The sequence below is a fragment of the Alkaliphilus serpentinus genome (genome assembly GCF_009017255.1).
GTDB lineage: Bacteria > Bacillota > Clostridia > Peptostreptococcales > Natronincolaceae > Alkaliphilus_D > Alkaliphilus_D serpentinus.
In genome coordinates, this window is the sequence record NZ_WBZB01000036.1 from 1 (window position 1) to 26,057 (window position 26,057).

A 26,057-nucleotide genomic window follows, 5' to 3' on the forward strand; every position below is an offset into this window, starting at 1 on the left:
TTTTGAAGAGTCTAACCAAAAGAAACCTTTATCTTCCTTACTACTTATCACTTTAGCATGACCACGCGCATGATCAAGAGAACCGTCCCTGTGGTTACATGGCTAAAAATAGGTAACAGATGACTTTTAAATACATATACTATAAAAACCTATATATTTTGGTAAAAAAATAATAAATTTAAAAAAAATAATATTGACATATTGCTTAATTTATATTAAAGTAGTATTTAATAATTTTGAGAGTGTACCTAGGGTTCCGGTTTTTTATAACGGCAGGTCCGAGCGGTACAGGATTTAATCTACACTTCTAGGAGAAAAGCCTGGAGGACGAGTCTCATTTGAGACGTCCTTTGGGCTTTTAATATTTTTAGAAAGAATCATAAACAAAAGGAGGTATTAGAATGAGTATCATCACAGTAAAAAACTAAAACAAAACCTTTAAGGTTAAAACAAAGGAGGAAGGCTTTAGGGGAAGCCTTAAGGCTGTGTTTTCACCAAAGTACAAGGAATTGCAAGCAGTAAACAATCTATCCTTTGAGGTTAAAAAGGGGGAAGTGTTGGCCTTTATTGGACCCAATGGAGCAGGGAAGTCCACTACAATTAAAATCCTTACGGGGATTCTATATCCAACATCAGGAGAAATAAACGTTTTGGGTTTGAACCCTTCTAAAAACAGAAAAAAGCTATCCTATAAGATTGGCACAGTATTTGGTCAGAAATCTCAGCTATGGTTTCACCTTCCACCCTTGGATAGCTTTAATTTACTAGGTCGGATTTATGAAATGGAAGGGCCCCAGATAAAAAAGAGAATTTCAGAGCTTACTGAGCTTTTTGAAATAGAAGAATTGCTAGACACTCCAGTAAGAAAACTTTCTTTGGGTCAGAGGATTAGATGTGAAATTGCAGCCTCCCTCTTACATAATCCTGAAATCATATTTCTAGACGAACCAACCATAGGCTTAGATGTGGTGGTAAAGCAGAAAATAAGAGATTTGATAAAAACCCTAAATAAGGAGTTAGATACTACAATTTTTCTTACTTCCCACGATGCTGGCGACATAGAGCAGCTCTGTAAACGTGCAATTATTATTAATCATGGTGAAATCGTATTAAATGAATCTGTTAAAAATCTTAAATATAATTATATGAACCAAAAGGTGATAGACATTAAATATGCTGAAGCTGTAAATATTAAGATTCCAGAGGTAAGGGTTCTGAAGAGTAAGGGCTATGCTGTGAAGGTGGAAATAGACAGCTCCAGGTGTAGTATTGACTCTACCATCTTAGAATTGATGAAGCTTGGAAAGGTGGTAGACATCACAATATCAGACCCACCTTTAGAAGAAATTATATCCAGCATATATCAACAAAAAACTATTGGTGGTGGTTGCCTTGAAAAGTCTCAATAAGTATTTTCATACCTTTAAAATCAGTTTGGCCAACAATCTAGTCTATGTGGCCAATCTAATAACCAGAAACTTCTTTTTTGTATTTATTATTTTCATTATGCTTATGCTATGGAAAAACATCTACGGTCAAAAAGGAGATATGATTGCTGGCTTTACTTTAAATCAAATGATTTGGTACTTGATTGTTACAGAGATGGTAACCCTGTCTCGATCCAATGTATTTTTAGATGTTTCAGAGGATGTGAAAAAGGGGAATATTGCATATCTCATAAATAAGCCCTATAATTATGTATTCTATTGTTTTTCCAATGGATTGGGAGAAATAGCAACAAAGCTCCTAACCAACATGTTGATTGGTGTGGTCATTGGATTCATATACGTAGGCCCTTTAAGTGATTTTAATTTCAGGCATTTACCCTTTGTGTTAATTTCCTTGATATTGGGGGTTTTTATAAACTTCTTTATTTATATGAGTTTAGCATTATCAGCCTTCTGGATGGAGGAAAATACGGCATTTATGTGGATCTACTCAAAGTTGATTTTCACCCTCGGGGGAATGCTAATCCCATTAGAGATGTTTCCAGGATGGCTAGAAGGGCTGGCAAAAAATCTTCCCTTTGCCTACGTAACCTATGGGCCCGCAAAGCTAGCCGTTAGCTTCAATTATTCAAATTTTATTCATACCATAGCCTATCAGCTGGGCTACCTATTGATTTTCATATTGCTTTCAATGGCGGTATTTAGAAGGGGGGGTAGGGCATTAAATGTTAATGGAGGTTAAGAAGAATCTACAACTAATTGCTATGTATTTTAAGTTTAATCTTTCAGCATCAATGGAATATAGGGGAAGCTTCCTAATGCAGACCTTCGGAATGATACTAAATAATAGCACCTTTATATTCTTCTGGTGGATATTATTTTCTAATATCAATACCATCGGGGGTTATGGCTTTAAGGAGGTAATGGGCTTATGGGCTATTGCATCCACCTCCTACGGCTTAAGCTTTGTGGTATTTGGAAATATTCGAAGGCTTTCCCAAATGATTATCAATGGTGAACTGGATACCTACCTTCTTCAGCCAAAGGATGTTTTAATCAACATTATCTCATCCAGCACCGTAATTTCTGCCTGGGGGGATATATTTTACGGAATTATTCTGTTTATAGGAGTGTATGGGTTAAGTCCAGTATCCTTTTCTCTATTTATACTCTTTTGTATAACTGGTGCTATAATGTTTTCCAGTGTCCTGATATTTGCCAACGCCCTTACCTTTTATATGGGAAATTCCCAAGGGGTCTTTAACCTAGTGTTGGAATTTATGATAACCTTTAGTATTTATCCTGAAGGCATCTATAAAGGCTTTACCAAATTGATTATTTACACTTTTTTACCAGCAGCCTTTATTACTTTATTTCCTGTAAGGCTGTTAAATGCCTTTTCATGGAATTGGTTTATTCTTCTGATGATTACTGTAGTTGGTTGGGCCACCTTCACCTACTTCTTCTTTAATAAGGGATTAAAGAAATATGAATCAGGAAATTTGATTGTTACAAAGTTATAAGAGATAGGTTGTTACCTATCTCTTTTATGCATGAAGGGCTCTGATTATTAGAAATAAAAGGATACAAGGAGGAATTAAGACCTTTGTGTCAAATAAATTAAAACGATACTCTAGAAGAGTGGCTAAATTGCTATAGAATGTGATATCATTGAAATTGGTATTTTAATTGAAAAGAGGGACACGGGATGATTTCAAAAAAAGAGCATAATTATGATAATGATAGCTTGTCAACCCTAGAAGAAAAGGATAAGGTAAGGCTTAGACCTGGGGTTATTTTCGGTAGTGATGGCATTGAAGGCTGCCGCCATACCCTTGTTGAGATTGTTGCCAATGCCAGAGATGAAGCCCAGGAGGGCTTTGGTGATTTCATTGAAGTATTTCGATATAAGGATAAGTCCATAGAAGTTAGGGATCAAGGAAGGGGCATACCCCTAGAATATAACACAAAGGAACAGAAGTACAATTGGGAAATTGTATTTATGATTTTATATGGTGGTGGTAAATACAACAACAATTCTGGCAGCAACTATCAATACAGCATTGGTTTAAACGGTTTAGGAACAGCTGCAACTCAATTTGCTTCTGAATATATGGATGTGGTGGTTTATCGTGATGGCTACAGATATGAGCTTCATTTTGAAAAGGGAGAGAATGTTGGAGGCCTAAAAAAAGAGGAATATAACTATTCCCAGACTGGAAGTATTATAAAATGGAAGCCAGATTTAGATGTTTTTAACGATATAGACATTCCCTTAAGCTTCTTTAAAGAAACCCTAAGAAGACAAGCCATAGTAAATAAGGGAATAACCTTTAAGCTCTACGATGAGGAAACCGATGAAACCTTTGAATATTATTATGAAAACGGAATTATTGATTATGTAAAGGAAGTAAACGGCGAGAAGGGATTCACAGAGCCTCAGTATCTAGAGCTTAAAACAAAGGGTAGAGACAGGGAGGACAAAGAGGAGTACAAGCTAAAAATAGAGGTGGCCTTTGCTTTTAATAACGAAAATACACTATTGGAATACTATCATAACTCCTCCTTTCTAGAGCATGGTGGCTCTCCAGAAAGGGCCGTGGATAATGGCTTTACCAACCAAATCCATAACTTTATTAAAGATCGGAATAAATACACCAAAAATGAAAAAAAAATTACCTTCACCGACATAAAAGATAGCCTTATTCTCGTAACCAATACCTATTCAACAGTAACCAGCTATGAAAACCAAACAAAAAAGGCCATAACCAATAAATTTATTCAAGAGGCCATGACAGCCTTTATAAAGGAAAAGCTGGAGGTTTATTTTGTAGAAAATCAAATAGATTTAGAAAAAATCATAGAACAAATATTAATTAACAAAAGAAGTAGAGAAAAGGCAGAGTCAACAAGAATCGACGTTAGGAAGAAGCTTAGTAAGGGTATTGATAGCTTTTCAAACAAGGTAAAGAAGTTTGTAGATTGCAGAACCAAGGATACATCAAAGAGGGAGCTCTTTATTGTTGAGGGAGATTCGGCCCTTGGCTCAACCAAAATGGGCAGGGATGCAGAATTCCAGGCCATTATGCCTGTTCGGGGAAAGCCTCTTAACTGTTTAAAATCTGATTATGAGAAGATCTTTAAAAATGATATTATTGTTGATCTTTTAAAGGTTTTAGGCTGTGGTGTGGAAATTAAGAATAAGCATAACGACTTAAGCTTTTTTGATTTAGAAAAGCTTAATTGGAATAAAATCATCATCTGTACCGATGCCGATGTGGATGGGTTCCAGATTAGAACCCTTATTTTAACCATGCTCTATGTACTAACCCCAACCTTAATTGAAAAGGGCTACGTATATATAGCTGAATCACCCCTCTACGAAATTACCGATAGTAAAGAGAATGTTTATTTTGCCTATACAGAGGGTGAGAAAAATACCATCATCAAAAAACTAAAAAATAACTACAAAATCCAACGTTCAAAGGGTCTGGGTGAAAATGAACCTGAAATGATGTGGCAAACCACCATGAATCCTGAAACAAGGAAGCTGATTAAGGTTACCCCTGCTGAAGGGGAGGCAACTAAAGAAGCCTTTGAACTATTCCTTGGAGATAACCTGGCTGGAAGAAAGGAATTTATCTCTGAGCATGGCTACAAATACATTGATGATTATGAAGTTATATAATAAAGGAGGGTTCGGTAAATGCAGTCAAAGCTAACCCAGTTAAATGTAGTAGAAACCCTAGAAAAAAACTATATGCCCTACACCATGAGCGTTATTGTATCTAGAGCATTGCCAGAAATAGATGGCTTGAAGCCCTCCCATCGAAAGCTTTTATATACCATGTATAAAATGGGACTATTAAAGGGGGCAAAAACCAAATCAGCCAATATTGTTGGGCAAACCATGAAGCTAAATCCTCACGGAGATAGTGCGATCTACGAAACTATGGTTCGTTTAACAAGGGGTAACGAAGCCCTGTTACACCCATTAATAGATAGTAAGGGAAACTTTGGTAAAAATAATTCTAAGGATATGGCCTATGCTGCTCCTAGATATACCGAAGCAAAGCTAGAGGCTATTTGCCAAGAATTCTTTAGAGATATTAACAAGGATACTGTAGACTTTATGCCCAACTACGACAATACTATGGAGGAGCCGAAGCTGTTACCCACAACCTTCCCCCACATACTGGTGAACCCCAATATAGGAATTGCAGTAGGAATGGCCAGCTCCATCTGTAGCTTTAATCTAGCGGAGGTATGCAGGGCTACAATTGAATTCTTAAAGGATGAAGAGATTGATGTAAGTGAATTTATGCTGGCTCCAGACTTTCCCTCTGGTGGTCAAATTATTTTAAACAAAAAGGAGCTTAAGGAGATCTACGCAACCGGTAGGGGTAGCTTCTATCTTAGGGGAAAATACAAGTACGATAAGAAAAACAACTGTATAGAAATTTATGAAATACCCTATACAACCACCTCCGAAGCCATCATTGAAAAAATCATTGATCTTGTGAAGTCAGGCAGATTAAAGGATATTAGCGATATTCGGGATGAAACCGATAAAGAGGGCTTAAAGATTGCAATGGATTTAAAGAGAAATACAGATCCAGATAATTTGATGAATAAGCTTTTTAAAATGACTACTCTGCAGGATGCCTTCAGCTGTAACTTCAATATTTTAATCAATGGTAATCCAAGAACCTTAGGGGTTAAGGAAATTATTAAAGAGTGGACAATCTTTAGAATAAATTGTGTGAAAAGGCAATTAACCTTTGAAATCAAACAAAAGCAGGAGCGATTACATTTATTAAGGGGTTTAGAAAAAATCCTTTTAGATATTGATAAAGCTGTTCAAATCGTTAAGGATACTAAAAAGGATAAAGAGGTTGTACCCAATTTAATGAAGGGCTTTGATATTGATGAGATTCAAGCTGAGTTTATCGCTGATATTAAGCTAAGAAACTTCAATCAAGAGTATATTTTAAATAAAACTAAGGATATTAGAGAATTAGAAAAGGAAATAAAGTCCTTAGATTCAACCCTAAACAGCAGTGTGAAGATTCATAATTTAATTATCAAAGAGCTAGAAGAGGTTGTTGAGAAATACGGTAAGCCTAGAAAAACAGAAATTATTGAAGAGCATCATATAGAAGTTGTTAAGGAAGAGGTATTTATTGAGGATTATAATGTAAAATACTTCTTAACCAATGAAAATTATCTTAAGAAAATCTCCTTGATATCCTTACGAAGTAGTAGCACTGACCATAAGCTAAAGGATCATGATTTTATCACCCAGGAGGTGGATGGAACCAATAAGTCGGAGGTTCTTCTATTCTCCAATAAACATGTAGTCTATAAAATTCGAGGCTACGAACTGGAGGATAAAAAGACCAGCAGCTTAGGGGATTACCTAAAAAATATCCTCGGGCTCGCTGATGACGAGCAAATTATTTACATGGCGGTAACAGAGGATTACAAAGGGCATATGCTTTTCATTTACAAAAATGGGAAGGCAGCAAAAATTACTATGGAGAGCTATCAGACCAAAACCAATAGAAAACAGCTGGCCAACGCCTACTCCAATGAGACAGACCTAATTTATCTTGAGCATATTAAAGAGGATAAGGAATTAGTTGCCATAAGTAGTATTAAAAAGGTACTGATATTCAATACCGAGCAAATTAATGAAAAATCTACAAGAAGCTCTATGGGGGTACAGGTATTAAAATCTAAAAAAGGTAGTACCCTTACTGATATAAAAGCTTTAGAGGAGGTAGCCTTTGAGGATTTTGACTATTATAGAGGCAATATTCCTGCAATAGGAACCTTTTTAAAAAAAGAGGATACATTAGATAAATCCTATGAAAATTTAAGCTTTATTTAAATAGAATCCACCAACTGGTGGATTCTATTTTTTAATTAAGGACCCTCTATTAATCTTTTCAAAGCCATGCTTTTTACGAGTTCTATCCATAACCTCATCAATTTTTTCATGCTTATTGTTTTGTGTTTCTTCAAATATTGATATCTGTTCATGTATTGCTGCCTCTTCAAAGCCGCTAAGGCTTATCCCAATTAATCTTATAGGTCTGTTGGATGAAAAATTCCTTCTAAGAAGCTCATAGCCTGTTTGGTAAATTGTTTTTGTTGAATAGGTGGGAGCTACTGTGGTTTGTCTAGTCACACTCTGAAAACTTGCATATTTAAGGGTAATTTGAATGGTGGTGCCCTTTTTTGCTTGCTCCCTAGCCTTCATTCCAACATCTTCAGCTAATTCCATTAAGATGATTTTAAGTTTATTAATATCAGCTATATCCTCTGGAAGGGTTGTAGAGCGGCCGATGGATTTCACATCACTGGAATGGGTCTGTACCCTGCTGGAATCCTCACCATTGGCCTGCTGATGGAGGTCAAAGGCATATTTTCCAAAGACCTTAATCAGATAATTTCGATCAAATTTGGCTAATTCACCAATGGTATTGATACCCATACTATTAAGCTTTTCTGAGGTTTTACTACCAATACCATACATAGCTCTAACCGGAAGGGGCCACAGCTTATCCTTTATATCACTTTTCCATAGCTCTGTAATACCCAAGGGCTTTTTCATATCCGATGCCATTTTAGATAGAAACTTGTTCTCAGATATCCCTATTGAACACCAGAGGCCTAAACGATTTTTAATATCATCCATAATCCTTCTAGCAGCTTCATTACCTCACTGGACTTTTCTTGGTAAAGGTTGTGGTCGGGAGGAACCAATATCATATCTGGACAAAGGGTTAAGGCTTTGTGTAACACCATGGCAGTTTTCACACCATATTTACGAGCATCATAATTAGCCGCAAGAATAATCCCGGTTCTTTTCTTAGGATCTCCTGCAACAGCAGATGGTTTCCCTATTAGGTCTGGGTTTCTGGTCATCTCACAGGAAATAAAAAAAGCATTCATATCTACAAGAAATATTACCTTCTTCAAAGACCCGCCCCCTCCCATTGAGTATTTTTTATCTTCTACTATATTTTATCATTCACATATAATTTTACAAGAATCAGGCTATGTAATTGTAAGATACAAAGGCAGATGTTTAGGAAGAGCGCCTAATTTTTTTACCATTAATATGAATAATAATTTTGATATGAAATAAAATGTATAGAGTATTAAATCCATAGACAAGCAAGGGAATTGGGGAGGGATGCTATTGGAGCCGGTAATTAAGAAGAACTTTAAGTTTAAATGGATATTATTAATAGCAGCTATCATTTTAATTACTACTATGATCACTTTAATGGTTATAGGCGCTTTCATGCTGAATCAGAAAACAATATATAAAAATGTATATATTGAATCAGTTGATGTAAGTAGGCTGAGTAAGGAGGAGGCCAACAAGAAGATTACTGAAATTCTAAATTCTGAAATTGATAACCACCAACTGGAATTAAAGCACAATGAGAAAATATGGATAATTCCCTATAGCAATATAGGCTATCGCTATAATTATGACGAAGCCGTAGAGAAAGCCTTTTCAGTGGGACGTAAGGGTAGTATTTGGAATAGAATTAAGGAGATTAACTCAACAAGAAATAAGCCTTTATTCATATCTTTATCCAGCAGCTACGAAGGTGCAAAGCTACAACCATTAATCAATGAAATCAGAAAGGAAATCGAGAGGGAGCCCATTGATGCTAGCATAACAAGAATTAATGGTAGCTTTAGGGTGAAGGAAGAAATATTAGGCCATAAGCTGTTGGAAGAGCAATTGCTTAAGCTTATGGAAGATCGTATAGAAGGCTTCAGCAGTGAACCTATTAAGATACCTACAGAGATTATAGAGCCACAATTGACTAGTATACAGTTAGATGAAATAAAAGATGTATTAGGAGAGTTTCAAACCACCTTTAACCCATCATCGGAGGGTAGGGCAACCAATATCAGGCTGGCTTCCGAGAGCATCAATAATCGGCTACTAATGCCAAACGAAGGCTTTTCCTTTAACGAAGCAACAGGACCAAGGGGTTTAGAGGAGGGATATCAAATAGCTCCAGTAATATTGAATGGTAAATTGGTGCCTGGTATTGGAGGAGGGATATGTCAGGTTTCAACTACCCTGTATAATGCTTTAGTTCGGGCAGATTTAGAGGTTGTTAGAAGACAAAATCACTCTTTGCCTGTGGCCTATGTACCCCTTGGTCATGATGCTACAGTAGCTGATGGGTATATAGACCTTCAATTTATTAATAATAAGGAATATCCCATCTATTTAGTAAGCTATACTGAAGGTGACCAGCTATATGTAGGGGTTTATGGAAAGAGGACTGATCATGTGACAATTTCCCTGGATTCAAAGGTGGTTGGAGTCATAGAGCCTCAGATTGAGGTAAGAAAGGACCCCAATTTAACTGCTGGAGAAAGAAGGGTTGAAAGGGAGGCAAAAAGAGGGTATCGTGTAACTACCTTCAAAGTATATTATCGGGATTCTAAAGAAATAAAAAGGGAAGAAATTTCGACGGATTATTATAGACCTGTAAAGGGAATCGTGGCAGAAGGTATTGCCCCAACTGTAGGTGAAAATTCTAATTCAAATACTGAAGGAGGTGGGGAAGAAGCTGCAGAGGAGACCATTGAAGAAGAGCCACCAACAGAACCTTCACCAGATGAAGCAACAGGAATCCCGGAGGAAGCTATAGATGAGGATTCATCAGCTGGGGAATCAACACAAGGAGAAGCAAAGCCTCAAGTTCCCTCCATAGGGCAATAGGTCTTACTACCCATTCGTGATTTTTCATTATTTTTGTAATTTCCTACATGGAATATCCTATTACCTTCTGTTATAATTAAGGTAATATATCTATAACGGAGGACAAAAAATGACGGATTTATTATATGATAAAAGGGTAGAGTGTTCTATTTGTAGATGGGAATTTACAACGAAAAAAGTGAAAAATAGAGGATTAAAGGTGCTAGAAAGACAGGATGATTTTAATGTTGTGTATCGGGATATAAATCCCAACTACTATTACATATGGGTATGTCCCAACTGTGGATTTAGTGCTACAGAAACGGAGTTTCATGAGGTAAATACAGTACAAAAAAACATCTATATGGATCTAGTAAGAAAAAAATGGGTTCCTAGGGACTTTGGAGGGTATAGGACTGCTAAGGAGGCCGAAGAAGTATTTAAGCTTGCCCTTCTTACAGCTCAGCTATTAAAAAAGCCTAAGGCATATATTGGTGGACTTTGCTTAAGATTAGCTTGGATCTATAGAGAAATGGGAAATAGTAAGGAGCAGGAGTTTCTTAAACATGCCCTTGATAACTTTACAGAATCCTATTCTGGTGAAAAATTACCCTTAGCTGGCTTTGACGATTTAACTATGGCTTACTTTATCGGTGAGCTTAGTCGAAAAATGGGTCGCTATAGGGATGCTATAAAATGGTATAGTAAAACCTTAGATAATCCAGGGATTAAGGATAAACGACAGCTTCAGTTGAAAACCAGGGAACAATGGAAGAGGGCTAAGGAGGAATATGATCGTGAAAAAGGAAGCCATGGAGCAGGAGAGATTAAGGAGTAGTCATATAAAGCTTAAAAGTATGGTAATTAACCTTGCATCAACCACCAAAGGATTAGCCTTTATCGATTTTAATAAGGATACTGAAACCTTTAATGATACTTTAATTAAAGCCTTCCCCAATGGGATTATACAATCTGATGATACAGAAAACCAAATTTATATCAAGCAGCTTCAAGAGTATTTTTCAGGCACCAGAAGGAGCTTTAACCTACCCTTAGATTTAAGAGGTACTCCCTTTCAAATAAAGGTATGGAAGGCCCTTATGGAAATCCCCTTTGGTGAAACCGTCAGCTATAAATTCATAGCAGAGAGGATTGAAAATCCCAAAGGTACCAGAGCTGTTGGTATGGCCAATAATAAAAATAAAATCCCCATTATCATACCGTGTCATAGGGTTGTGGGATCTGATGGTAGGTTGGTTGGTTATGGTGGAGGAATGGAAATAAAAAGGACCCTTTTAGGTCTGGAGGGAATAAAAATATCAGAGGTAGATGATAGGGTGATTGTGTAATCACCCTTAATTTTTTCCTGCCCAATATTATTAAACAGAGAAATCAGTGATTACTCCTCCTTCAAAGGCATAAATTATAATAATAATTATAGGAGGGTGATGGTGCTTTGAAGGAATTAAAAAAGAACCCAATAATCTTTGTGCCAGGACTAATGGGCTCCTTTGGGGGAGAGATGCTATTAGGAAGAGGGCCTTGGACCTTTGGAGTAGCAAATCTTATATATAAACCCTTGATAAAGGGCTTAGAGGATATGGGCTATAGAAGGGATGAAAACCTCTTTATTTGTTACTACGACTGGAGAAAATCTATAGAGGATATTGTGGAGGAGTATTTTAAACCACTTTTATTGGAGGTAAGAAAAAAGTTCCCCCAGCAACCCCTTGATGTCATATGCCACAGTATGGGAGGGATAGTAGCAAGGGGGTATCTTCAAAGGGAAGGTAAGGAGGGAGAAATTGAAAGGCTGATAATGCTGGGTACTCCCAATAAAGGAGCAGTTTATGCCTATTATTTTTGGTCAACCGGGAGATTGATTAAAACAAAATCCCTCAATGGATATATCTATAGAGGCTATATATGGCTGCTAAGTAAAATCTTAAATATTCCTATGGGGGCCGATCATATAGAGGATTTACATAATGCCTTTCCTGCTATGAAATCCCTATTACCATCGAGTGATTACGGTGACTTTCTGTTTTATCATGATGAATATAAAAAGCCAGTGCCTATTTCAAGAAGATATATAAAATATCATAATCATTATCTAGACCAGCTTAATGATAGCTATAAAGGGCTGTTTAATATCACAAAAGAAGTATATTCTATAGCTGGAACTGAATTCGAAACAAAGGAAGGTTTAATCCTAGATAGAAAGAAATTAGCCTTAGGACAGGAATATATTATTGATTTTGTATATACCTTAGAGGGGGATGGAACAGTTACTCAAGGTAGTGCAGAGTTGAATTACAGCTCTAATATTAACATCATTAGTAATCATCATAATATTGTTAAGGACTCATTACCAGAGCTGGGGAAGATATATGGAGTTGAACTAGATGCTGATACACCAGATTTAGCAACCCTTCATATAATCTTTAGTGGAGATCTTCATTTCTTGTTAGAGACAGAAGAAGAGTTTGTAATGGATTATTCTAAGAATAGAATCATAACCAATAAGTACTATATTCAGCAATTTCATGATAGTGATTATACTTGGTTGGCTATTGTAGAGCCTCCCAAAGGGGAGTACCTTCTTAAATTCAAAAGTTTTAAGCAGCAGAGTTGTAAAATGCTGATTTTAGGGGATGGATTAGAAGAGGATATTGAAGAAATGATTGAGGTAGTAGAAGGCTATCATGACGGTGATAAATCTATTTTCTTTACACTTCGGAAGGATCAATAATACTTATATTGTTTATAGAATTTAAAATAATCATTGCCTATAAAGGATTCTTTTGATATTATTATAATGAATTTAATACTGAATAATGTGATGGTGCTTTATTAAGCTTAATAGGGAAAGTGGTGTAATTCCACTACAGCCCCCGCTACTGTAAGCAAGGACGAAGGCAGCAAGGTCACTGGGAAACCGGGAAGACGCTGTTAGTAGGTTGATTTGCGAGTCAGGAGACCTGCCCCACATTTCACAGCAATCCTTCGGAGGGAAGGGGTGTTTCATGCATAGCATACAAACCCCTTATTCTGGATTGGATAAGGGGTTTTCTTTTCGAGATGAAACTTATCCCTCAATTAAAACTAAATGGGGTGATTTATGTAGAAAAAATCGTTAATAATCATAATTGGGGGTAACAAAGCAATAAATGTGTTTAGGAAAGTATGATGGCAATAGGAAATTGAAGTAAGGAGCTGATATCATGCTAGAAAAAAGATTAGAAACTGGCTTAATACATATCTACACAGGAGATGGAAAGGGTAAAACTACAGCTGCTATAGGTCAGGGAACAAGAACAGCAGGTGGAGGCTATAAAGTTTTGATGGTTCAATTTTTAAAGGGTGATGATACTGGGGAGTTATATAGTATCGATTCAATGCCCAATTTTACATTAAAAAGATATGCTGAACTTAATAGCTTCTATCCCTTCCTATCGGAAGATAAAAAGCTAGCTGTTAAGGAGAAAATACAGCATGCATTGAAGGATCTTACAGAGGTTATTGAAAATCAAGAGTACAACATGATTATTCTTGATGAAATAATGGCGGTTCTATACAATGAAATTATGCCTATAGAGGATGTAGTGAGCTTACTTAAGAAAAAACCAGATCATATGGAAATGATTCTAACAGGAAGAAATGCGCCAGAAGACCTTGTTAATATGGCAGACTATGTAACTGAAATGAAGATGATTAAGCATCCCTATGAAAAGGGAATTTATGCCCGCAAGGGAATAGAAAGCTAATCTTGAAAGATGTCATTCTAAACTAAAGATATAGGAGTGGGACAATGATACGCTTATACCTAGTTCGCCATGGAGAAACCGAGTTTAATTATCATAAAAATCTTTGCGGTTGGTCAGATGTCTCTTTAAATGGTAAGGGGAGACTTCAGGCCCAGAGGTTGGCTTCAGCTATTAAAGATCTAGAATTAGATATTATATACACCAGCGACTTAAAAAGAACTAAAGAAACCGCTGAATACATTCTAAAGGACAGAAGCTGTAGCTTTATAGAATTAGATTTCCTTAGGGAGATGCACTTTGGTGATTTTGAAGGTCATACCATGGTTGAAATCGAAACCAAGTACCCTGAGGATTTTGCAAAAATCCGAGAGGATTCAATTAACTACTGTTTTCCTAGTGGCGAAAGCATGGATCAAATGCACAAACGGGTTACTAAGGGTATAGATGACCTACTTAATAAATCTAAAGAGAAAAACATCCTGTTGGTGGCCCACAGTGGAGTTATAAGAAGTACAATTGCCCATCTTTTAACAGGAGATATTAAAAAACATTGGAACTTTAAGATTAATCATTGCACCCTATCTGTAATTGAAAGGGTAGAGGGTTTTAATATCCTAACTAAATTAAATGAAGAACCCTATAACTACTTAAATAAATAGAGGAGGATTTACATGAAGAAAAGAATCTTATCATTAATGATTATACTAGCATTAGTAGTGGCTTCTATAATTGGCTGTACAAACAATCCAGCAGAAGGATCTCATAAAGAGCCAGCACCGGAAGGATCACAGCAACAACCAGAAGAGTTAGAGTCAGCCTATCCGATGACCATTATTGATGGTCTAGGTAACGAGGTTACCATTGAAAAGAGGCCGGAAAGGATTATATCCATTGCCCCTAGCCAAACGGAGATTCTTTATGCCCTTGGTTTAGGAGACCTATTGGTGGCTGTTTCAGATTATTGTGATTATCCAGAGGAGGCACTGGCCAAAGAAAAGGTAGGAAGCGCTTGGACTACCAATGTTGAAAAAATATTGGAGCTTACTCCAGACATTGTATTTGTATATGGTGAAGGTCAAGCTGAAGCCATGGAACAGCTTAAAGCTGCAGGGATTACCGTTGTAAAATATATGCCAGAAAGCGTAGACCAAATTCTTAATGCAATTTTAGCCGTTGGTGAAATAATGGATGAAGAGGAAAAAGCCAATGCACTAGTTGAGTCTATGAAGGAAAAAAGAGATGAAATTGTAGCAAAGGTAAAAAATCAGCCTAAAAAGAAGGTTTTTTATCAGGTATGGGATGAGCCTTTAATGACAGCTGGACCTGGCTCCTTTATAGATGAATTAATTACTTTAGCAGGTGGAGAAAATATAGCAGCCAATACAGATGGACATTGGCCTGAGTATAGTGTTGAGGCTTTGGTAGAAGCAGATCCTGTAGTATATTTAGCCCCTGCCCATACGATGGAAAGCAATCAGCTAACCAAAGAGGAAGAAGATGCTATGAAGGAAGCTATAGCCTCTAAGCCCGGCTTTGAGGGGGTAAGTGCTGTAGTCAATAACAGAATAGAGCTACTGGAGCCCAACATCCTATCAAGACCAGGAGCAAGAATAATGGAAGCTCTTGAGATTGTAGCAAAGGCCATACATCCAGAGGTATTTTAGTTCATATGATTATTGGTGTAATCTCGTCTATTATAGGCGAGATTACATGCATAAAGGGGAAAGGTTATGAAGAAGAAGCTAGTAATATCCAATAAGTTTATACTACTGATGATCATCTTAATTTCTTCAATAGTGATAGCCTCCGTTGTTGGGGCAGCAAAAATATCTATCATAGACAGCATAAGAATTATTCTTAATAGTCTACCGCTAATCGGTGAAAAATTTAATATATCAGATCTTCTACCATCCCATAGGACCATCATTATGAATATTCGTATTCCACGAATAATATTGGCCATGTTAGTCGGATGGAGCTTATCAGTTGTAGGGGTTGCCCTACAGGGATTACTGAAGAACCCTATGGCAGATCCCTATATAACAGGCACTTCCTCTGGAGCAGCCTTGGGGGCAGCCATTGCCATTGTTCTAAAACTCAATAGAGTTTTCTGGGGCTTAGGCTTAGTATCAATAGCGGCTTTTTTGGGTGCTTTATTGGCTACCTTTATCGTATATAACTTAGCTAAAATAAAATCAAAGATACCTGTAACAACCTTGCTTTTGTCGGGTATAGCTACTGGACAGTTTTTTACAGCAATTATGTCCCTAATTATGGTAATATCCTCCAAGGATATGACCAGTATCATTTATTGGACCATGGGCAGCTTCTCTGCTAGAGGCTGGAATCATGTAGAAATTGCCTTTTTTCCAATCATTATTGGAACGATCATCATATACATATTTTCGAAAGATCTAAATATTATGCTTTTGGGAGAAGCAACAGCTCAAAATACAGGTGTTGATGTAGAAGGTACTAAACGGATCATTTTAGTTACAAGCGTACTGATGACTGCCTTTGCAGTTTCTGTGAGTGGCATTATTGGCTTTGTTGGCTTGATTGTTCCCCATATCATGAGGATGCTGGTGGGCCCGGATCATCGAATTCTGATACCAGCCTCGGGAATAATGGGTGGAATCTTTTTAATTACTGCAGATACCATTGCTCGAACTGTGATTGCTCCTACTGAGATTCCCGTAGGAATTATAACTTCCTTAGCTGGAGGACCATTTTTTATTTATCTTTTAAGAAGGAATAAAAAGGCGATATAGCAAATTGAAAATTGAAGATTGAAAATGGAGAATTTAAAACCCAATCTGGTGAATAATACAGAAACTTTTTCATCTTTCAATTCTCAATTTATCAAGATTATGTTCAACACTTAACGTCTTGTATTAAGGTAGCCAGTCAATTTGTCGTAAATAAAAAAAGTTAATGAAATATACTGAAATTTGCTAGTTAATCTTCATGAATAATTTAATGTGTGAGAATGATTTTTCAAGGAAATTTCTAACTAAATGACTGAATAAAGAGTTTGGGTTATCTACTTATTTCAACTTTCAACTTTCAACTTTCAATTTTCAATTTTATTAGAAGGAATGGTTATAAATGAATTCTATCGACATTAATAATTTAACATTTAAATATGGTGAGACAGCAATTGTAGATAGATTATCCCTGAATATTAGAGAAGGCTCCTTTATAAGCATAATTGGCCCCAATGGTTCTGGTAAATCCACACTGTTAAAGATCATTGCAAAAAATCTACTACCTCAAGAGGGGGTAGTTCTGATTAATGGTAAAGAAGTATCCAGATACAAAGCCAAGGATTTAGCTAAGGAAATAGGAGTGGTACCCCAGGATACATTAGTATCCTATGATTTTTCAGTTGAGGATATCGTTTTAATGGGTAGATACCCCCATTTAGGAAAATTTCAACAAAATAGCCTTAGGGATATGGAAATAGCAAAGGAGGCTATGATTAAAACCAATACTTGGCACCTTAGGGAAAGGAATATAAATGAAATCAGTGGGGGAGAAAGACAACGGGTGATTATTGCAAAGGCAATTGTACAGGAACCCCGAATCATCCTTTTAGATGAACCCACCTCCTCTTTAGATATACATCATCAATTAGAGGTCTTAGAATTACTAAAGAATCTTAATAATAAACTAGGAGTTACAATCGTTGCTGTCCTCCATGACATGAATCTGGCAGCAAGATATAGTAATGAAATAATCCTATTAAACAGGGGTATGCTAATAGCATCTGGTAAAACTCAAGAGGTTTTAACGGTTGATCATTTAAAAAGAGCATATGAAATGGACATGATTATTGAAACAAATATTTACACAGGAACTCTACAAGTACATCCTATAGCTATAAAGAATAGAGCTAAGAAGAACAAGTCCTTAAGGATTCATATTGTTTGTGGAGGTGGCAGCGGAAAGGAATTAATTCAGGCTCTCTATGATGGAGGCTACAAGCTTTCAGTTGGAGTTGTAAATGAAGGGGATAGCGATTGGCACATTGCCAAGCTTTATGATATTGAAGTTGTTGAAGAAGTTCCTTTTTCAGAAATAAGCCCTTCAAGCTTAGAAAAAGCAAAGCTATTGGCAGATGCTGCTGACTTAATTATCATGACGGACATTCCTATAGGTTGGGGCAATATCAAAAACCTTGAAATCCTTAGGGAGCAATTGCAAGATGGTAAGACAGTTTACTATTTCAAATATCCTCAAGATAAAAAGTATGACTATACTGGGGGAAATGGTTTAGAGGTTTTAAAAAATCTTAAAGATATGGGATTAAAAGGGGTAGATGGTATTGAAAAGTTCTTAGAATTACTAAATAAAAGAGGATGAAAATTTCATACAAAAAAGAAAAACCCATTGTTTTAGGAGGGGTTTTTTGCAGTACAGCTTGGACATTGACCATAAAAGCATAGCTGTTGCTTTGAAATTTTGTAGTTGGATATTTCTTCAACGGTATTGGCAAGATCTTTAAAATACTCATCTGACAAATCCTCTACCTTATTACAAGTAGTACATATTATGTGGGGATGTGGGTAAGGATTCGGATCATACCTAAAGCTATTTTCACCAACATTTATAACCTGAATTAAATTCAATTCTGAAAACAATTCTAAGGATTTGTAGATGGTTGCCAAACTTATGGATGGGTATGCAGGCTCTAAAAGTTTGAAAATTGCTTCTGCATTCGGATGATCTTTACTGAGCTTTAATGTATTGTATACAGCAAGTCTTTGTGGTGTCACCTTGCAGCAGCTAGCCTTTAATGTTTTTACTAGGGTCTCCATGGTAAATACCCCCAATTAAATTATTTATTCCATATCATATTAATTATATAGAAGTGTTAATAATTTGTCAATAAAAATCAGAATTATAGCAATATATGAAAAAAAAAAGAGGAGAGGGAATATGAATTTTAAGTTGATTGTGGTTGATATGGATGGCACATTATTAGATAGATATGGTGAAGTGAGTAATGAAAATAAAAGAGCTCTTAAAGATGCAAAAGACGCTGGAGTAGAGGTTGCCATTGCAACGGGGAGGATTTTTACATCAGCCAGATTTTATGCAAAGCTACTAGAAACTAATACTCCTATTATCGCCTGTAATGGAGCCCTAATTAGGAATTACCATAGCAACGAAGTTATTCATATTAACAATTTAAATCATCAAGATGCTTTTAAAATAATGGAGATCTGTAGAAATAATCAGCTTTACTATCACTTCTATGATCAAGATAAATTGTATGTTGATGGTGATAAGGTTGACTATCTAAAGGGATATTATTGGAAGGATAGGGGGAGGGTCAGTGATGCAGTACATATTATGGAGGTTCCTGATACCTTATCCTTTGTAGATAAGACCAAACCAGAAATATTAAAATTTGTAATGGTGGATGAAGACAAAGAAAAGCTAGCGGCAGTAAGACTTAAATTCAAAGAGGTATCTACAGTGGATGTAGATAAATCTTGGTATAATAACCTGGAAGTAATGAACAAGGGGGTTTCAAAGGGAAGAGCCATTGCTTCCTTATCAAGATTATTAGGGGTTAATAAGGAGGAAATAATCGCCTTTGGTGATAACTTTAATGATCTGTCGATGAAGAATTATGTGAAGACCTTTGTGGCAATGGCCAATGGGGAAGAGGAGGTAAAAGCCCAGGCTCATTATATTACGGATAGTAATGATGAGAGTGGGGTAGCTAAAGGAATTGATAAATTCATCTTTGGAAGAAATATATTGTTATGATTCTAAGTATTATTCCCTTATTGTTTTGGAAAACTAATGCAGAGGAGGGAATAATATGAGAAATAGAAGAGTAATAGAGCCATTGGTTTCAATCGCAAGAAGTGGTATAGAAGAGAGATCTCTAGTGGATGCTTTAAATCTATTACCAATGAACAGACTTATAAGAGATGGAGACACTGTAGTAATTACCCCCAATTGGGTAAAGGCTATGGCACCCAATACTGCTACTGTTGTAGGGCCTAAAACCTTAAAGGAGTTAATTACTTTTGTTAAGGGTAAAAATCCCAAAAGGATTGTCATCGCCTGTGGTTCAGGAGGGGATGATACCTTAAAGGTCTTTAGAGAAATAGGCTATGAAAGGGTAATCACTTCAGAAGGTGTGGATTTTATTGATTTAAATTATGGACCCTATACAGATTTAAATCTAGATCATTCCATTATAAAAACCACCAAGGTCAATGGTATTATAAAGGAGGCAGATGTCTTAATAAGCTTCAGTCAATTAAAGGTTCATGAGGAGGCTACCATAAGTGGAACCATTAAAAATGTAGCTTTAAGTTGGCCGCCAGCAGAAATTCATGGATTTCCCAAGAAAAAACTGGGAATTCATGAGGACCTACATGGCTTTATTGTTGCCATGACGAAGAAAGTACCCATCGATTTAGCCATTCTTAGTGTAGATAAGGCTATGATAGGCACAGGGCCCTCTGATGGAAAGGCAATCAATACTGAAGGCTTGGTAATCGCTTCTACAGATGCTATTGCAGCTGATGCTATAGGAGGACGTCTCTTAGGATTTTTACCACAGGCGATATCTTATCTATATGCACTATATAGAGAAGGGATTGGTGAAGCCGATCCAAGAAAAATGAAGATGACAGGCCTTACGTTAGAGGAGGCTGAAAGGATATTTTCTATGGCTGCCTATGGTCAGGAGGTTCTATTGGATAAAAATAATAACATTAAGGACTTGCATGGAACATTACCTAATTAAAAGTGAAAAGTGCAAAGTGAAAAATGAAAAATGAAAAATAAAAATGAAATCATAAAAGCAATCCCTGAAAATGACTTTTCAGGGATTATTTTTATTTAAGTACATGATTCCTACGGTTTTTGGTCCACAATGGCTTGATATAACACATCCTGCTGTTGTAAATATCAGGGTAGCATCAGGAAATAAGGTCTCTAGCTCAGCTTTAACGTAGGTGGCTTCTTCCAGGCCCTCAGATTGGGCTATGATGATATAATCTGTATCTACAGGATCCTCATCTGTTTTAATTAGTTCAATCAAAGCATTTAAGGATTTTTCAATTTTTCCCCTTGTTTTGTGACCTAAAATCATCTTTCCATCCACAACCTGCACAATAGGTCTAATTTTTAGCATTCCACCTACAAAACTTTGAAGAGATGTACATCTCCCCCCCTTATGTAAATACTCTAGTGTGTTAATGACAAAGGCCGTTTTTACCTTGGGGACTAGCTCTTGTATCTTAGCCGCCATATCTTGAAGCTTTATGCCCTCCTTGGCCATTGATGCTGCCTTTAAGACTAAAAGTCCTATTCCGGCAGAAAGATTAAAGGAATCGATGATTTTTATTCTGCCCTCAGGAAATTCATTTGCAGCGATCTTTGCATTCTGTATTGTTGAGGAGAGCTTAGAGGATAGACCAATATATAATATATCTCTACCTTCATCAATAAAGGGTTTAAAGACATTATGAAAATCTGCAGGTGATGGGGCAGCTGTTTTAGGTAGCATGCCTTCTGACTCAACCTTTTCATATAATTCAGTAGTTATCATATCTATACCATCCCGAAAAACCTCTTCATTAAAGGTTACATATAAAGGGATAATTGATATATCTAATTCCTTTATTATTTCAATAGGAAGATCAGCCGTACTGTCTGTAATAATTTTAACCTCTGTCATTTGTATTCCCCCTTTGAAAGTCTACTTATAATATTTATATTACTAAAAAAAATCATAATTTTAAAGTTTTTGTTTATTTAATTTGTGATCCTTTTATAATAATACAGCCCATGGGGATAATAAATTTGATAAATATAAGCATTTGTTAGAGGAACATATTGAAAAAACAATGAAGCATATAGATAGCATTGGAGAAAGAGTTGCCCGATTAGGAGGGGTGCCAACGGCCCATCCTATTACCCAGCATACCCTTTCCTATGTAAAGCATGAAGTAGAAGGACGCTATTCGATGAGGGACTTTATTAGGAATGATCTAGAACATGAGCAGATACTAGGTTTTTTATATCTATAATTTGAATTTACCAATAACTTATTTTAATATAAAATACATATATAAAGTAACTTAGAGGGGGATAGCTATGGATTTAAGAATTGTCAGAAGGGCAGAGTTAAAGGACGTACCTACCATTACCCAAATATATAATCAGGGAATTCAATCGGGGATAGCTACCTTGGAAACTAGGCTAAGGCAACCACAGGAAATGGTAGAATGGCTTGTATCCAGAGGAGAAAGATTTAAGGTTTTGGTTGCTGAAGAAGGTGATGAGATTGTAGGCTGGGCTTCATTAAATGCTTTTAAATCTAGAAAAGCCTATGATGGAGTTGCTGACCTATCTATCTATATAAGGGGAGACATGCAGGGTAAGGGTGTTGGCAAAAGAATATTGCAGGAGCTCTGTAGAATAGCAAAGGAAGAAAACTTCCATAAGCTAGCCCTTGTTACCTTTAGAGAGAATTCAGCAGCAAGGGCCCTCTATGCATCTGCTGGCTTTAGAGAGGTTGGCATTTATGAAAAACAGGGAAGAGTTAATGATCAATGGATTGACCTTACCATTATGGAAAAATTGTTGATATAGACTTTATATTCAAAAACCCCATAGCTTTAAGCTATGGGGTTTTGAATAGCTATTATATACATCTATGGAAGAATAACCTAATATTGAAATATTCAATTACTCTCTTTGTTAAATTTTTAATATAATACATTTGTACTTATTATTATATTAAAGGGGGAAAAAAGATGAACAGTAGTAAAGGTAAGATGATTGCCACCGGAGGGATCATCGGCTTAATCAGCGCAATATTGGTTAGGTTTGGAAATCCGGTAAACATGGGGGTTTGTGTTGCTTGCTTTTTTAGGGATATAGCGGGAGGATTGGGATTACATAGGGCAGCTGTTGTTCAATATTTGAGACCAGAAATTTCGGGCTTTATTTTAGGTTCCTTTGGTATGGCTAAACTAAAGGGAGATTATAAGGCAAGGGGCGGTTCTTCACCAGTTATCAGGTTTATATTAGGTTTTTTTCTAATGGTGGGGGCTTTGGTTTTTTTAGGATGTCCCTTAAGAATGATTCTAAGGCTTGCTAATGGCGATTTAAATGCTGTTACGGGACTAGTAGGATACGTTGTAGGAATATACATTGGTATTCAGTTTTTGAAGATGGGCTTTACCTTAGGAAAAAGCACCTCAGCACCACAGGCGGCTGGGTATACTATGCCAATACTAGCTGTTGCCATAATAGTCTTATTACTAGCTGCCCCTACCTTTATTTTCTTTAGCGAAAGTGGACCAGGATCTATGGCAGCACCATGGCTCCTTTCATTAGGAGCAGGCCTATTAATTGGTGGATTATTACAAAGAACCAGGCTTTGTACAGCTGGAGGCTTTAGAGATGCAATTTTAATTAAAGACTTTCATTATATGTTTGGTTTAATTGGAATTTTCGCCTTTGCATTATTAGGAAATTTGATTTTTAACTTCGAAGCCTTTAAAATAGGTTTTGTTGGGCAGCCGATAGCCCATAATGCACATCTATGGAACTTTCTTGGTATGGCATTGGCAGGTATTACTGCTGTATTATTAGGTGGCTGTCCTCTTAGACAAACCATATTAGCTGGTGAAGGAGATACAGATGCAGTAATTACTATCTTTGGACTTATGGCTGGTGCAGCCTTTGCCCACAACTTCGGTTTGGCAGCAAGCCCTCAGGGTGTAGGATTAAACGGAAAAATTGCTGTAATGGTGGGTTTTGTAGTCGTAATAGCTATCGGCTTCAGTGTAGTTGCCAGTGTTAAAAAAGAGAGAGCTTCAAGATTAATGAAAGATCAAGGAGGTGCTGTAAATGTCGGATAAGATAATAGATGCTAGGGGTAGATCCTGCCCTGAACCAGTTATAATGACAAAAAATGCCCTTGAGAATGTTGGAGATGGAACAGTTAAGGTTATGGTTGATGCTACGGTAGCAGTTGAGAATATAAAACGATTTGCAGTAAATAGTGGCTTTAATGTAAAAGTAAATGAAAATGAAGAAGATTTTATTCTTACAATAAGAAGATAGGTGATTTAATTGAAGGACTACTATTGCGTTATGACCTTTCATTCTACATATCATGCTCTAAATTTTGAAAAGGTTTTAATAGAGAAGGGTTATAAAATTAGACTTATGCCAATACCCCGGCAGGTTAGCTCCAGCTGCGGCACTGCTGCTGAATTTCCCTGCCAAGAGAAGGAAAAAATATTAGAGATATGTAAGGAAAATCATATTGAAATAGATAATGCCCATCTAATAAATCATGAGAAGAAGCATTGGTTTACAGAATTGATGAAGGGTTAAAAAAATAAGGTCTCGTAATCCGAGACCTTATTTTTTATTTTAAGCTTTATTTGTTTGTTATTCTTAACTCTTAATTCTACATTCTTATAAAAGCTCCACCCTATGATAGGTTTTCTTGCCCTTTTTAATCATTAACCCACCATCAATAAAGTGGTTTTCAGAGATGGTTAAGGCAATATCTGTTACCTTCTCATCATTTATGAATACTCCACCCTGCTGTACCAATCTTCTACCTTCGCCACGGGAGGGGGTTAAACCTGTTTTCATTAATAAATCTAAAACATCTATCCCTAGCACATCTCCCTTTGACAGCTCAGTGGTGGGAATAGAGCCTGCAATACCACCGGTTTTAAATAATGCCTTAGCAGCCTCATCGGCTTTTTGTGCCTCCTCTTCACCATGGACAAGCTTGGTCACCTCGAAGGCTAACACTTCTTTGGCTCGATTAATTTCTGCACCTTCTAGAGCTCCTAGCCTTGTTACCTCTTCCATTGGTAGGAAGGTTAAAAGACTTAGACATTTTTCAACATCTCGATCATCTACATTTCTCCAGTATTGATAGAAGTCGAAGGGGGAGGTTTTTTCAGGATCTAACCAAATGGCCCCAGATTCTGTTTTTCCCATTTTATTCCCTTCACTGGTAGTTAGTAAGGTGAAGGTCATTCCATAGGCAGCTTCACCTTCAACCCTTCTAATGAGGTCTGCACCAGCTATAATATTAGACCATTGATCATCGCCGCCCAGCTGTAGCTTACAACCATGCTTTCTATATAGCTGTAAGAAATCATAAGCCTGCATGATCATGTAATTAAACTCAAGAAAGGATAACCCTTTCTCCATTCTACTCTTAAAACACTCAGCAGTAAGCATTCGATTAACAGAGAAATGTCTACCAATTTCCCTTAAAAAGGGAACATAGGTTAGGTTTAAAAGCCACTCTGCGTTATTCTCCATAATTCCCTTGTCATCTGAGAATTCTAAAAATCTTCTGGTTTGATGAAGGAATCTTTCACCATTATGCTGGATTTCATCTGATGTAAGCATTTTTCTCATATCGGTTTTACCTGTTGGATCCCCAACCATGGCAGTTCCCCCACCAATTAAAAATATGGGCTTATGGCCTGCCCTTTGCAAGTGGGCCATTGCAATGACCTGAAGAAAGTGGCCTACATGAAGACTATCGGCAGTGGGGTCGAAGCCTATATAAAAGGTTACCTTCTCCTTAGCCAATAAATCTCTTATCTCGTCTTCGTGGGTAGCTTGCTGAATAAAGCCCCTTTCCTTTAAAATATCAAATACATTCATTTCGATAACCTCCTAATTTATTAAAATATAAAAGGGCCTTATCATCCAAAAGGACGAGAAGACCCGTGGTACCACCTTTTTTTACATGACTCGAAAAATCATGCCTCATACACTATAACGGGTGTCAACCGTGAAGCTTTGCTTCTAAGGCTCCAGAGGTGTAATTCATCCCTTCATGTTATTATAGGCTTTTCACCAACCCGCCTACTCTCTGAAAATAGAACCATGGGGACTACTAACTCCTTCATAGCTTAAATAATATTTTATAGTTATTTTGACATATATTATCACAAATCATACATAGAAGGCAAGGGGAAACTGAAAATATCATTACAAAATCACTCCAAAATCACTCCAAATCCAAAATAATTTTGATAAATACATTTAATTACCAATACAAAGTTA

General features: G+C 36.6%; 24 protein-coding genes, 2 pseudogenes, 1 riboswitch and 1 other annotated feature. Of the genes and pseudogenes, 21 read left to right on the forward strand and 5 right to left on the reverse strand.

Annotated features, from left to right (window positions below; genetic code table 11):
* Nucleotides 1–485: 485 nt before the first annotated feature.
* The 5 genes from F8153_RS09870 (at nucleotide 486) to F8153_RS09890 (ending at nucleotide 7,341) form a co-directional block, all read left to right on the forward strand.
* Nucleotides 486–1,409 (forward strand): ABC transporter ATP-binding protein, encoded by a 924-nt coding sequence (locus F8153_RS09870; RefSeq protein WP_243136943.1) that lies wholly within the window; start codon nucleotides 486–488, stop codon nucleotides 1,407–1,409.
* Nucleotides 1,393–2,190, forward strand: a complete 798-nt coding sequence (locus F8153_RS09875) for an ABC transporter permease (RefSeq protein ID WP_151866201.1) — start codon at nucleotides 1,393–1,395, stop codon at nucleotides 2,188–2,190. Before F8153_RS09870 ends, F8153_RS09875 begins: the two co-directional genes overlap by 17 nt.
* Nucleotides 2,174–2,971 (forward strand): ABC transporter permease, encoded by a 798-nt coding sequence (locus tag F8153_RS09880; RefSeq protein WP_151866202.1) that lies wholly within the window; start codon nucleotides 2,174–2,176, stop codon nucleotides 2,969–2,971. Before F8153_RS09875 ends, F8153_RS09880 begins: the two co-directional genes overlap by 17 nt.
* Before the next feature lie 185 nt (nucleotides 2,972–3,156).
* Nucleotides 3,157–5,136, forward strand: coding sequence for a toprim domain-containing protein (locus F8153_RS09885; RefSeq protein WP_330577775.1), 1,980 nt, complete (start codon nucleotides 3,157–3,159; stop codon nucleotides 5,134–5,136).
* Nucleotides 5,137–5,154: 18 nt separating this feature from the next.
* The gene (locus tag F8153_RS09890) at nucleotides 5,155–7,341 is read left to right on the forward strand and encodes a DNA gyrase subunit A (RefSeq protein WP_151866203.1); all 2,187 of its coding nucleotides are present in this window, start codon (nucleotides 5,155–5,157) and stop codon (nucleotides 7,339–7,341) included.
* A 24-nt stretch (nucleotides 7,342–7,365) separates the two neighbouring features.
* On the opposite strand, the gene F8153_RS09895 is transcribed toward F8153_RS09890, so the two are convergent.
* Nucleotides 7,366–8,151: a Y-family DNA polymerase gene (locus tag F8153_RS09895; protein ID WP_330577776.1), complete on the reverse strand. Its 786-nt coding sequence runs from the start codon at nucleotides 8,149–8,151 to the stop codon at nucleotides 7,366–7,368.
* Nucleotides 8,128–8,453, reverse strand: a pseudogene (locus F8153_RS16665) (Y-family DNA polymerase); the annotation flags it as partial. The gene F8153_RS09895 and the pseudogene F8153_RS16665, both read right to left, overlap by 24 nt.
* 205 nt (nucleotides 8,454–8,658) lie before the next feature.
* On the opposite strand from F8153_RS16665, the gene F8153_RS09900 reads away from it, so the two are divergent.
* The 9 genes from F8153_RS09900 (at nucleotide 8,659) to F8153_RS09940 (ending at nucleotide 18,326) form a co-directional block, all read left to right on the forward strand.
* The gene (locus F8153_RS09900; RefSeq protein ID WP_192929762.1) at nucleotides 8,659–10,215 is read left to right on the forward strand and encodes a VanW family protein; all 1,557 of its coding nucleotides are present in this window, start codon (nucleotides 8,659–8,661) and stop codon (nucleotides 10,213–10,215) included.
* Nucleotides 10,216–10,324: 109 nt separating this feature from the next.
* Nucleotides 10,325–11,032: a DUF2225 domain-containing protein gene (locus F8153_RS09905; protein WP_151866205.1), complete on the forward strand. Its 708-nt coding sequence runs from the start codon at nucleotides 10,325–10,327 to the stop codon at nucleotides 11,030–11,032.
* Nucleotides 10,992–11,543 carry a methylated-DNA--[protein]-cysteine S-methyltransferase gene (locus tag F8153_RS09910; protein WP_243136944.1) on the forward strand — a complete coding sequence of 184 codons (552 nt, stop codon included), beginning with the start codon at nucleotides 10,992–10,994 and terminating at the stop codon, nucleotides 11,541–11,543. Before F8153_RS09905 ends, F8153_RS09910 begins: the two co-directional genes overlap by 41 nt.
* A 107-nt stretch (nucleotides 11,544–11,650) precedes the next feature.
* A complete protein-coding gene (locus F8153_RS09915) occupies nucleotides 11,651–12,946 on the forward strand; it encodes a lipase family alpha/beta hydrolase (RefSeq protein ID WP_151866206.1) in 1,296 nt (431 codons plus the stop codon).
* 73 nt (nucleotides 12,947–13,019) lie between these two features.
* Nucleotides 13,020–13,197, forward strand: a riboswitch (cobalamin riboswitch).
* A gap of 221 nt (nucleotides 13,198–13,418) precedes the next feature.
* Nucleotides 13,419–13,961 (forward strand): cob(I)yrinic acid a,c-diamide adenosyltransferase, encoded by a 543-nt coding sequence (locus tag F8153_RS09920; RefSeq protein ID WP_151866207.1) that lies wholly within the window; start codon nucleotides 13,419–13,421, stop codon nucleotides 13,959–13,961.
* 44 nt (nucleotides 13,962–14,005) lie between these two features.
* Nucleotides 14,006–14,620 carry an alpha-ribazole phosphatase gene (gene cobC, locus F8153_RS09925; RefSeq protein ID WP_151866208.1) on the forward strand — a complete coding sequence of 205 codons (615 nt, stop codon included), beginning with the start codon at nucleotides 14,006–14,008 and terminating at the stop codon, nucleotides 14,618–14,620.
* A gap of 12 nt (nucleotides 14,621–14,632) precedes the next feature.
* The gene (locus F8153_RS09930) at nucleotides 14,633–15,625 is read left to right on the forward strand and encodes an ABC transporter substrate-binding protein (protein WP_151866209.1); all 993 of its coding nucleotides are present in this window, start codon (nucleotides 14,633–14,635) and stop codon (nucleotides 15,623–15,625) included.
* Between the two features lie 66 nt (nucleotides 15,626–15,691).
* Nucleotides 15,692–16,732, forward strand: coding sequence for a FecCD family ABC transporter permease (locus tag F8153_RS09935; RefSeq protein ID WP_151866210.1), 1,041 nt, complete (start codon nucleotides 15,692–15,694; stop codon nucleotides 16,730–16,732).
* 337 nt (nucleotides 16,733–17,069) lie between these two features.
* The gene (locus F8153_RS09940) at nucleotides 17,070–18,326 is read left to right on the forward strand and encodes an ABC transporter ATP-binding protein (RefSeq protein WP_151866211.1); all 1,257 of its coding nucleotides are present in this window, start codon (nucleotides 17,070–17,072) and stop codon (nucleotides 18,324–18,326) included.
* A 32-nt stretch (nucleotides 18,327–18,358) separates the two neighbouring features.
* On the opposite strand, the gene F8153_RS09945 is transcribed toward F8153_RS09940, so the two are convergent.
* Nucleotides 18,359–18,781 carry a transcriptional regulator PerR gene (locus F8153_RS09945; RefSeq protein ID WP_151866212.1) on the reverse strand — a complete coding sequence of 141 codons (423 nt, stop codon included), beginning with the start codon at nucleotides 18,779–18,781 and terminating at the stop codon, nucleotides 18,359–18,361.
* A gap of 121 nt (nucleotides 18,782–18,902) precedes the next feature.
* Here F8153_RS09945 and F8153_RS09950 point away from each other — a divergent pair, with 121 nt between their 5' ends.
* Both F8153_RS09950 and F8153_RS09955 read left to right on the forward strand, forming a co-directional pair.
* On the forward strand, nucleotides 18,903–19,742 hold the full coding sequence (locus tag F8153_RS09950) for a Cof-type HAD-IIB family hydrolase (protein ID WP_151866213.1): 840 nt from the start codon (nucleotides 18,903–18,905) through the stop codon (nucleotides 19,740–19,742).
* 55 nt (nucleotides 19,743–19,797) lie between these two features.
* Nucleotides 19,798–20,736, forward strand: a complete 939-nt coding sequence (locus tag F8153_RS09955; RefSeq protein WP_151866214.1) for a DUF362 domain-containing protein — start codon at nucleotides 19,798–19,800, stop codon at nucleotides 20,734–20,736.
* A gap of 78 nt (nucleotides 20,737–20,814) precedes the next feature.
* Here F8153_RS09955 and F8153_RS09960 read toward each other — a convergent pair whose 3' ends face one another.
* Complete coding sequence (locus F8153_RS09960) at nucleotides 20,815–21,672, reverse strand: DegV family protein (RefSeq protein ID WP_151866215.1); 858 nt, start codon at nucleotides 21,670–21,672, stop codon at nucleotides 20,815–20,817.
* A gap of 130 nt (nucleotides 21,673–21,802) precedes the next feature.
* Here F8153_RS09960 and F8153_RS09965 point away from each other — a divergent pair.
* The 5 genes and pseudogenes from F8153_RS09965 to F8153_RS09985 all read left to right on the forward strand — a co-directional run.
* Nucleotides 21,803–22,024: pseudogene (locus F8153_RS09965) on the forward strand (ferritin-like domain-containing protein); the annotation flags it as partial.
* A gap of 67 nt (nucleotides 22,025–22,091) precedes the next feature.
* The gene (locus F8153_RS09970) at nucleotides 22,092–22,589 is read left to right on the forward strand and encodes an arsinothricin resistance N-acetyltransferase ArsN1 family A (RefSeq protein ID WP_151866216.1); all 498 of its coding nucleotides are present in this window, start codon (nucleotides 22,092–22,094) and stop codon (nucleotides 22,587–22,589) included.
* 164 nt (nucleotides 22,590–22,753) lie between these two features.
* Nucleotides 22,754–23,866, forward strand: a complete 1,113-nt coding sequence (gene yedE, locus F8153_RS09975) for a YedE family putative selenium transporter (RefSeq protein ID WP_151866217.1) — start codon at nucleotides 22,754–22,756, stop codon at nucleotides 23,864–23,866.
* Nucleotides 23,856–24,071, forward strand: coding sequence for a sulfurtransferase TusA family protein (locus tag F8153_RS09980; protein WP_151866218.1), 216 nt, complete (start codon nucleotides 23,856–23,858; stop codon nucleotides 24,069–24,071). Before yedE ends, F8153_RS09980 begins: the two co-directional genes overlap by 11 nt.
* A gap of 9 nt (nucleotides 24,072–24,080) precedes the next feature.
* Entirely contained in the window at nucleotides 24,081–24,347 is a 267-nt protein-coding gene (locus F8153_RS09985; RefSeq protein WP_151866219.1) for a DUF3343 domain-containing protein, read from the forward strand.
* An 84-nt stretch (nucleotides 24,348–24,431) separates the two neighbouring features.
* Here the strand turns inward: F8153_RS09985 and tyrS are convergent, their stop codons facing one another.
* Nucleotides 24,432–25,652 (reverse strand): tyrosine--tRNA ligase, encoded by a 1,221-nt coding sequence (gene tyrS / locus F8153_RS09990; protein WP_151866220.1) that lies wholly within the window; start codon nucleotides 25,650–25,652, stop codon nucleotides 24,432–24,434.
* A gap of 46 nt (nucleotides 25,653–25,698) precedes the next feature.
* Nucleotides 25,699–25,909 (reverse strand) — a binding site (T-box leader).
* Between the last annotated feature and the right edge of the window lie 148 nt (nucleotides 25,910–26,057).

Excerpts from the sequence above, each read along its gene's own strand:
- F8153_RS09880 (WP_151866202.1), top strand. The coding sequence starts at position 2,174 with ATGTTAATGGAGGTTAAGAAGAATCTACAACTAATTGCTATGTATTTT.
- F8153_RS09885 (WP_330577775.1), top strand. The coding sequence starts at position 3,157 with ATGATTTCAAAAAAAGAGCATAATTATGATAATGATAGCTTGTCAACC.
- F8153_RS09890 (WP_151866203.1), top strand. The coding sequence starts at position 5,155 with ATGCAGTCAAAGCTAACCCAGTTAAATGTAGTAGAAACCCTAGAAAAA.
- F8153_RS09895 (WP_330577776.1), bottom strand. The coding sequence starts at position 8,151 with ATGGATGATATTAAAAATCGTTTAGGCCTCTGGTGTTCAATAGGGATA.
- F8153_RS09905 (WP_151866205.1), top strand. The coding sequence starts at position 10,325 with ATGACGGATTTATTATATGATAAAAGGGTAGAGTGTTCTATTTGTAGA.
- F8153_RS09920 (WP_151866207.1), top strand. The coding sequence starts at position 13,419 with ATGCTAGAAAAAAGATTAGAAACTGGCTTAATACATATCTACACAGGA.
- cobC (WP_151866208.1), top strand. The coding sequence starts at position 14,006 with ATGATACGCTTATACCTAGTTCGCCATGGAGAAACCGAGTTTAATTAT.
- F8153_RS09930 (WP_151866209.1), top strand. The coding sequence starts at position 14,633 with ATGAAGAAAAGAATCTTATCATTAATGATTATACTAGCATTAGTAGTG.
- F8153_RS09935 (WP_151866210.1), top strand. The coding sequence starts at position 15,692 with ATGAAGAAGAAGCTAGTAATATCCAATAAGTTTATACTACTGATGATC.
- F8153_RS09940 (WP_151866211.1), top strand. The coding sequence starts at position 17,070 with ATGAATTCTATCGACATTAATAATTTAACATTTAAATATGGTGAGACA.
- F8153_RS09945 (WP_151866212.1), bottom strand. The coding sequence starts at position 18,781 with ATGGAGACCCTAGTAAAAACATTAAAGGCTAGCTGCTGCAAGGTGACA.
- F8153_RS09950 (WP_151866213.1), top strand. The coding sequence starts at position 18,903 with ATGAATTTTAAGTTGATTGTGGTTGATATGGATGGCACATTATTAGAT.
- F8153_RS09955 (WP_151866214.1), top strand. The coding sequence starts at position 19,798 with ATGAGAAATAGAAGAGTAATAGAGCCATTGGTTTCAATCGCAAGAAGT.
- F8153_RS09960 (WP_151866215.1), bottom strand. The coding sequence starts at position 21,672 with ATGACAGAGGTTAAAATTATTACAGACAGTACGGCTGATCTTCCTATT.
- F8153_RS09970 (WP_151866216.1), top strand. The coding sequence starts at position 22,092 with ATGGATTTAAGAATTGTCAGAAGGGCAGAGTTAAAGGACGTACCTACC.
- yedE (WP_151866217.1), top strand. The coding sequence starts at position 22,754 with ATGAACAGTAGTAAAGGTAAGATGATTGCCACCGGAGGGATCATCGGC.
- F8153_RS09980 (WP_151866218.1), top strand. The coding sequence starts at position 23,856 with ATGTCGGATAAGATAATAGATGCTAGGGGTAGATCCTGCCCTGAACCA.
- tyrS (WP_151866220.1), bottom strand. The coding sequence starts at position 25,652 with ATGAATGTATTTGATATTTTAAAGGAAAGGGGCTTTATTCAGCAAGCT.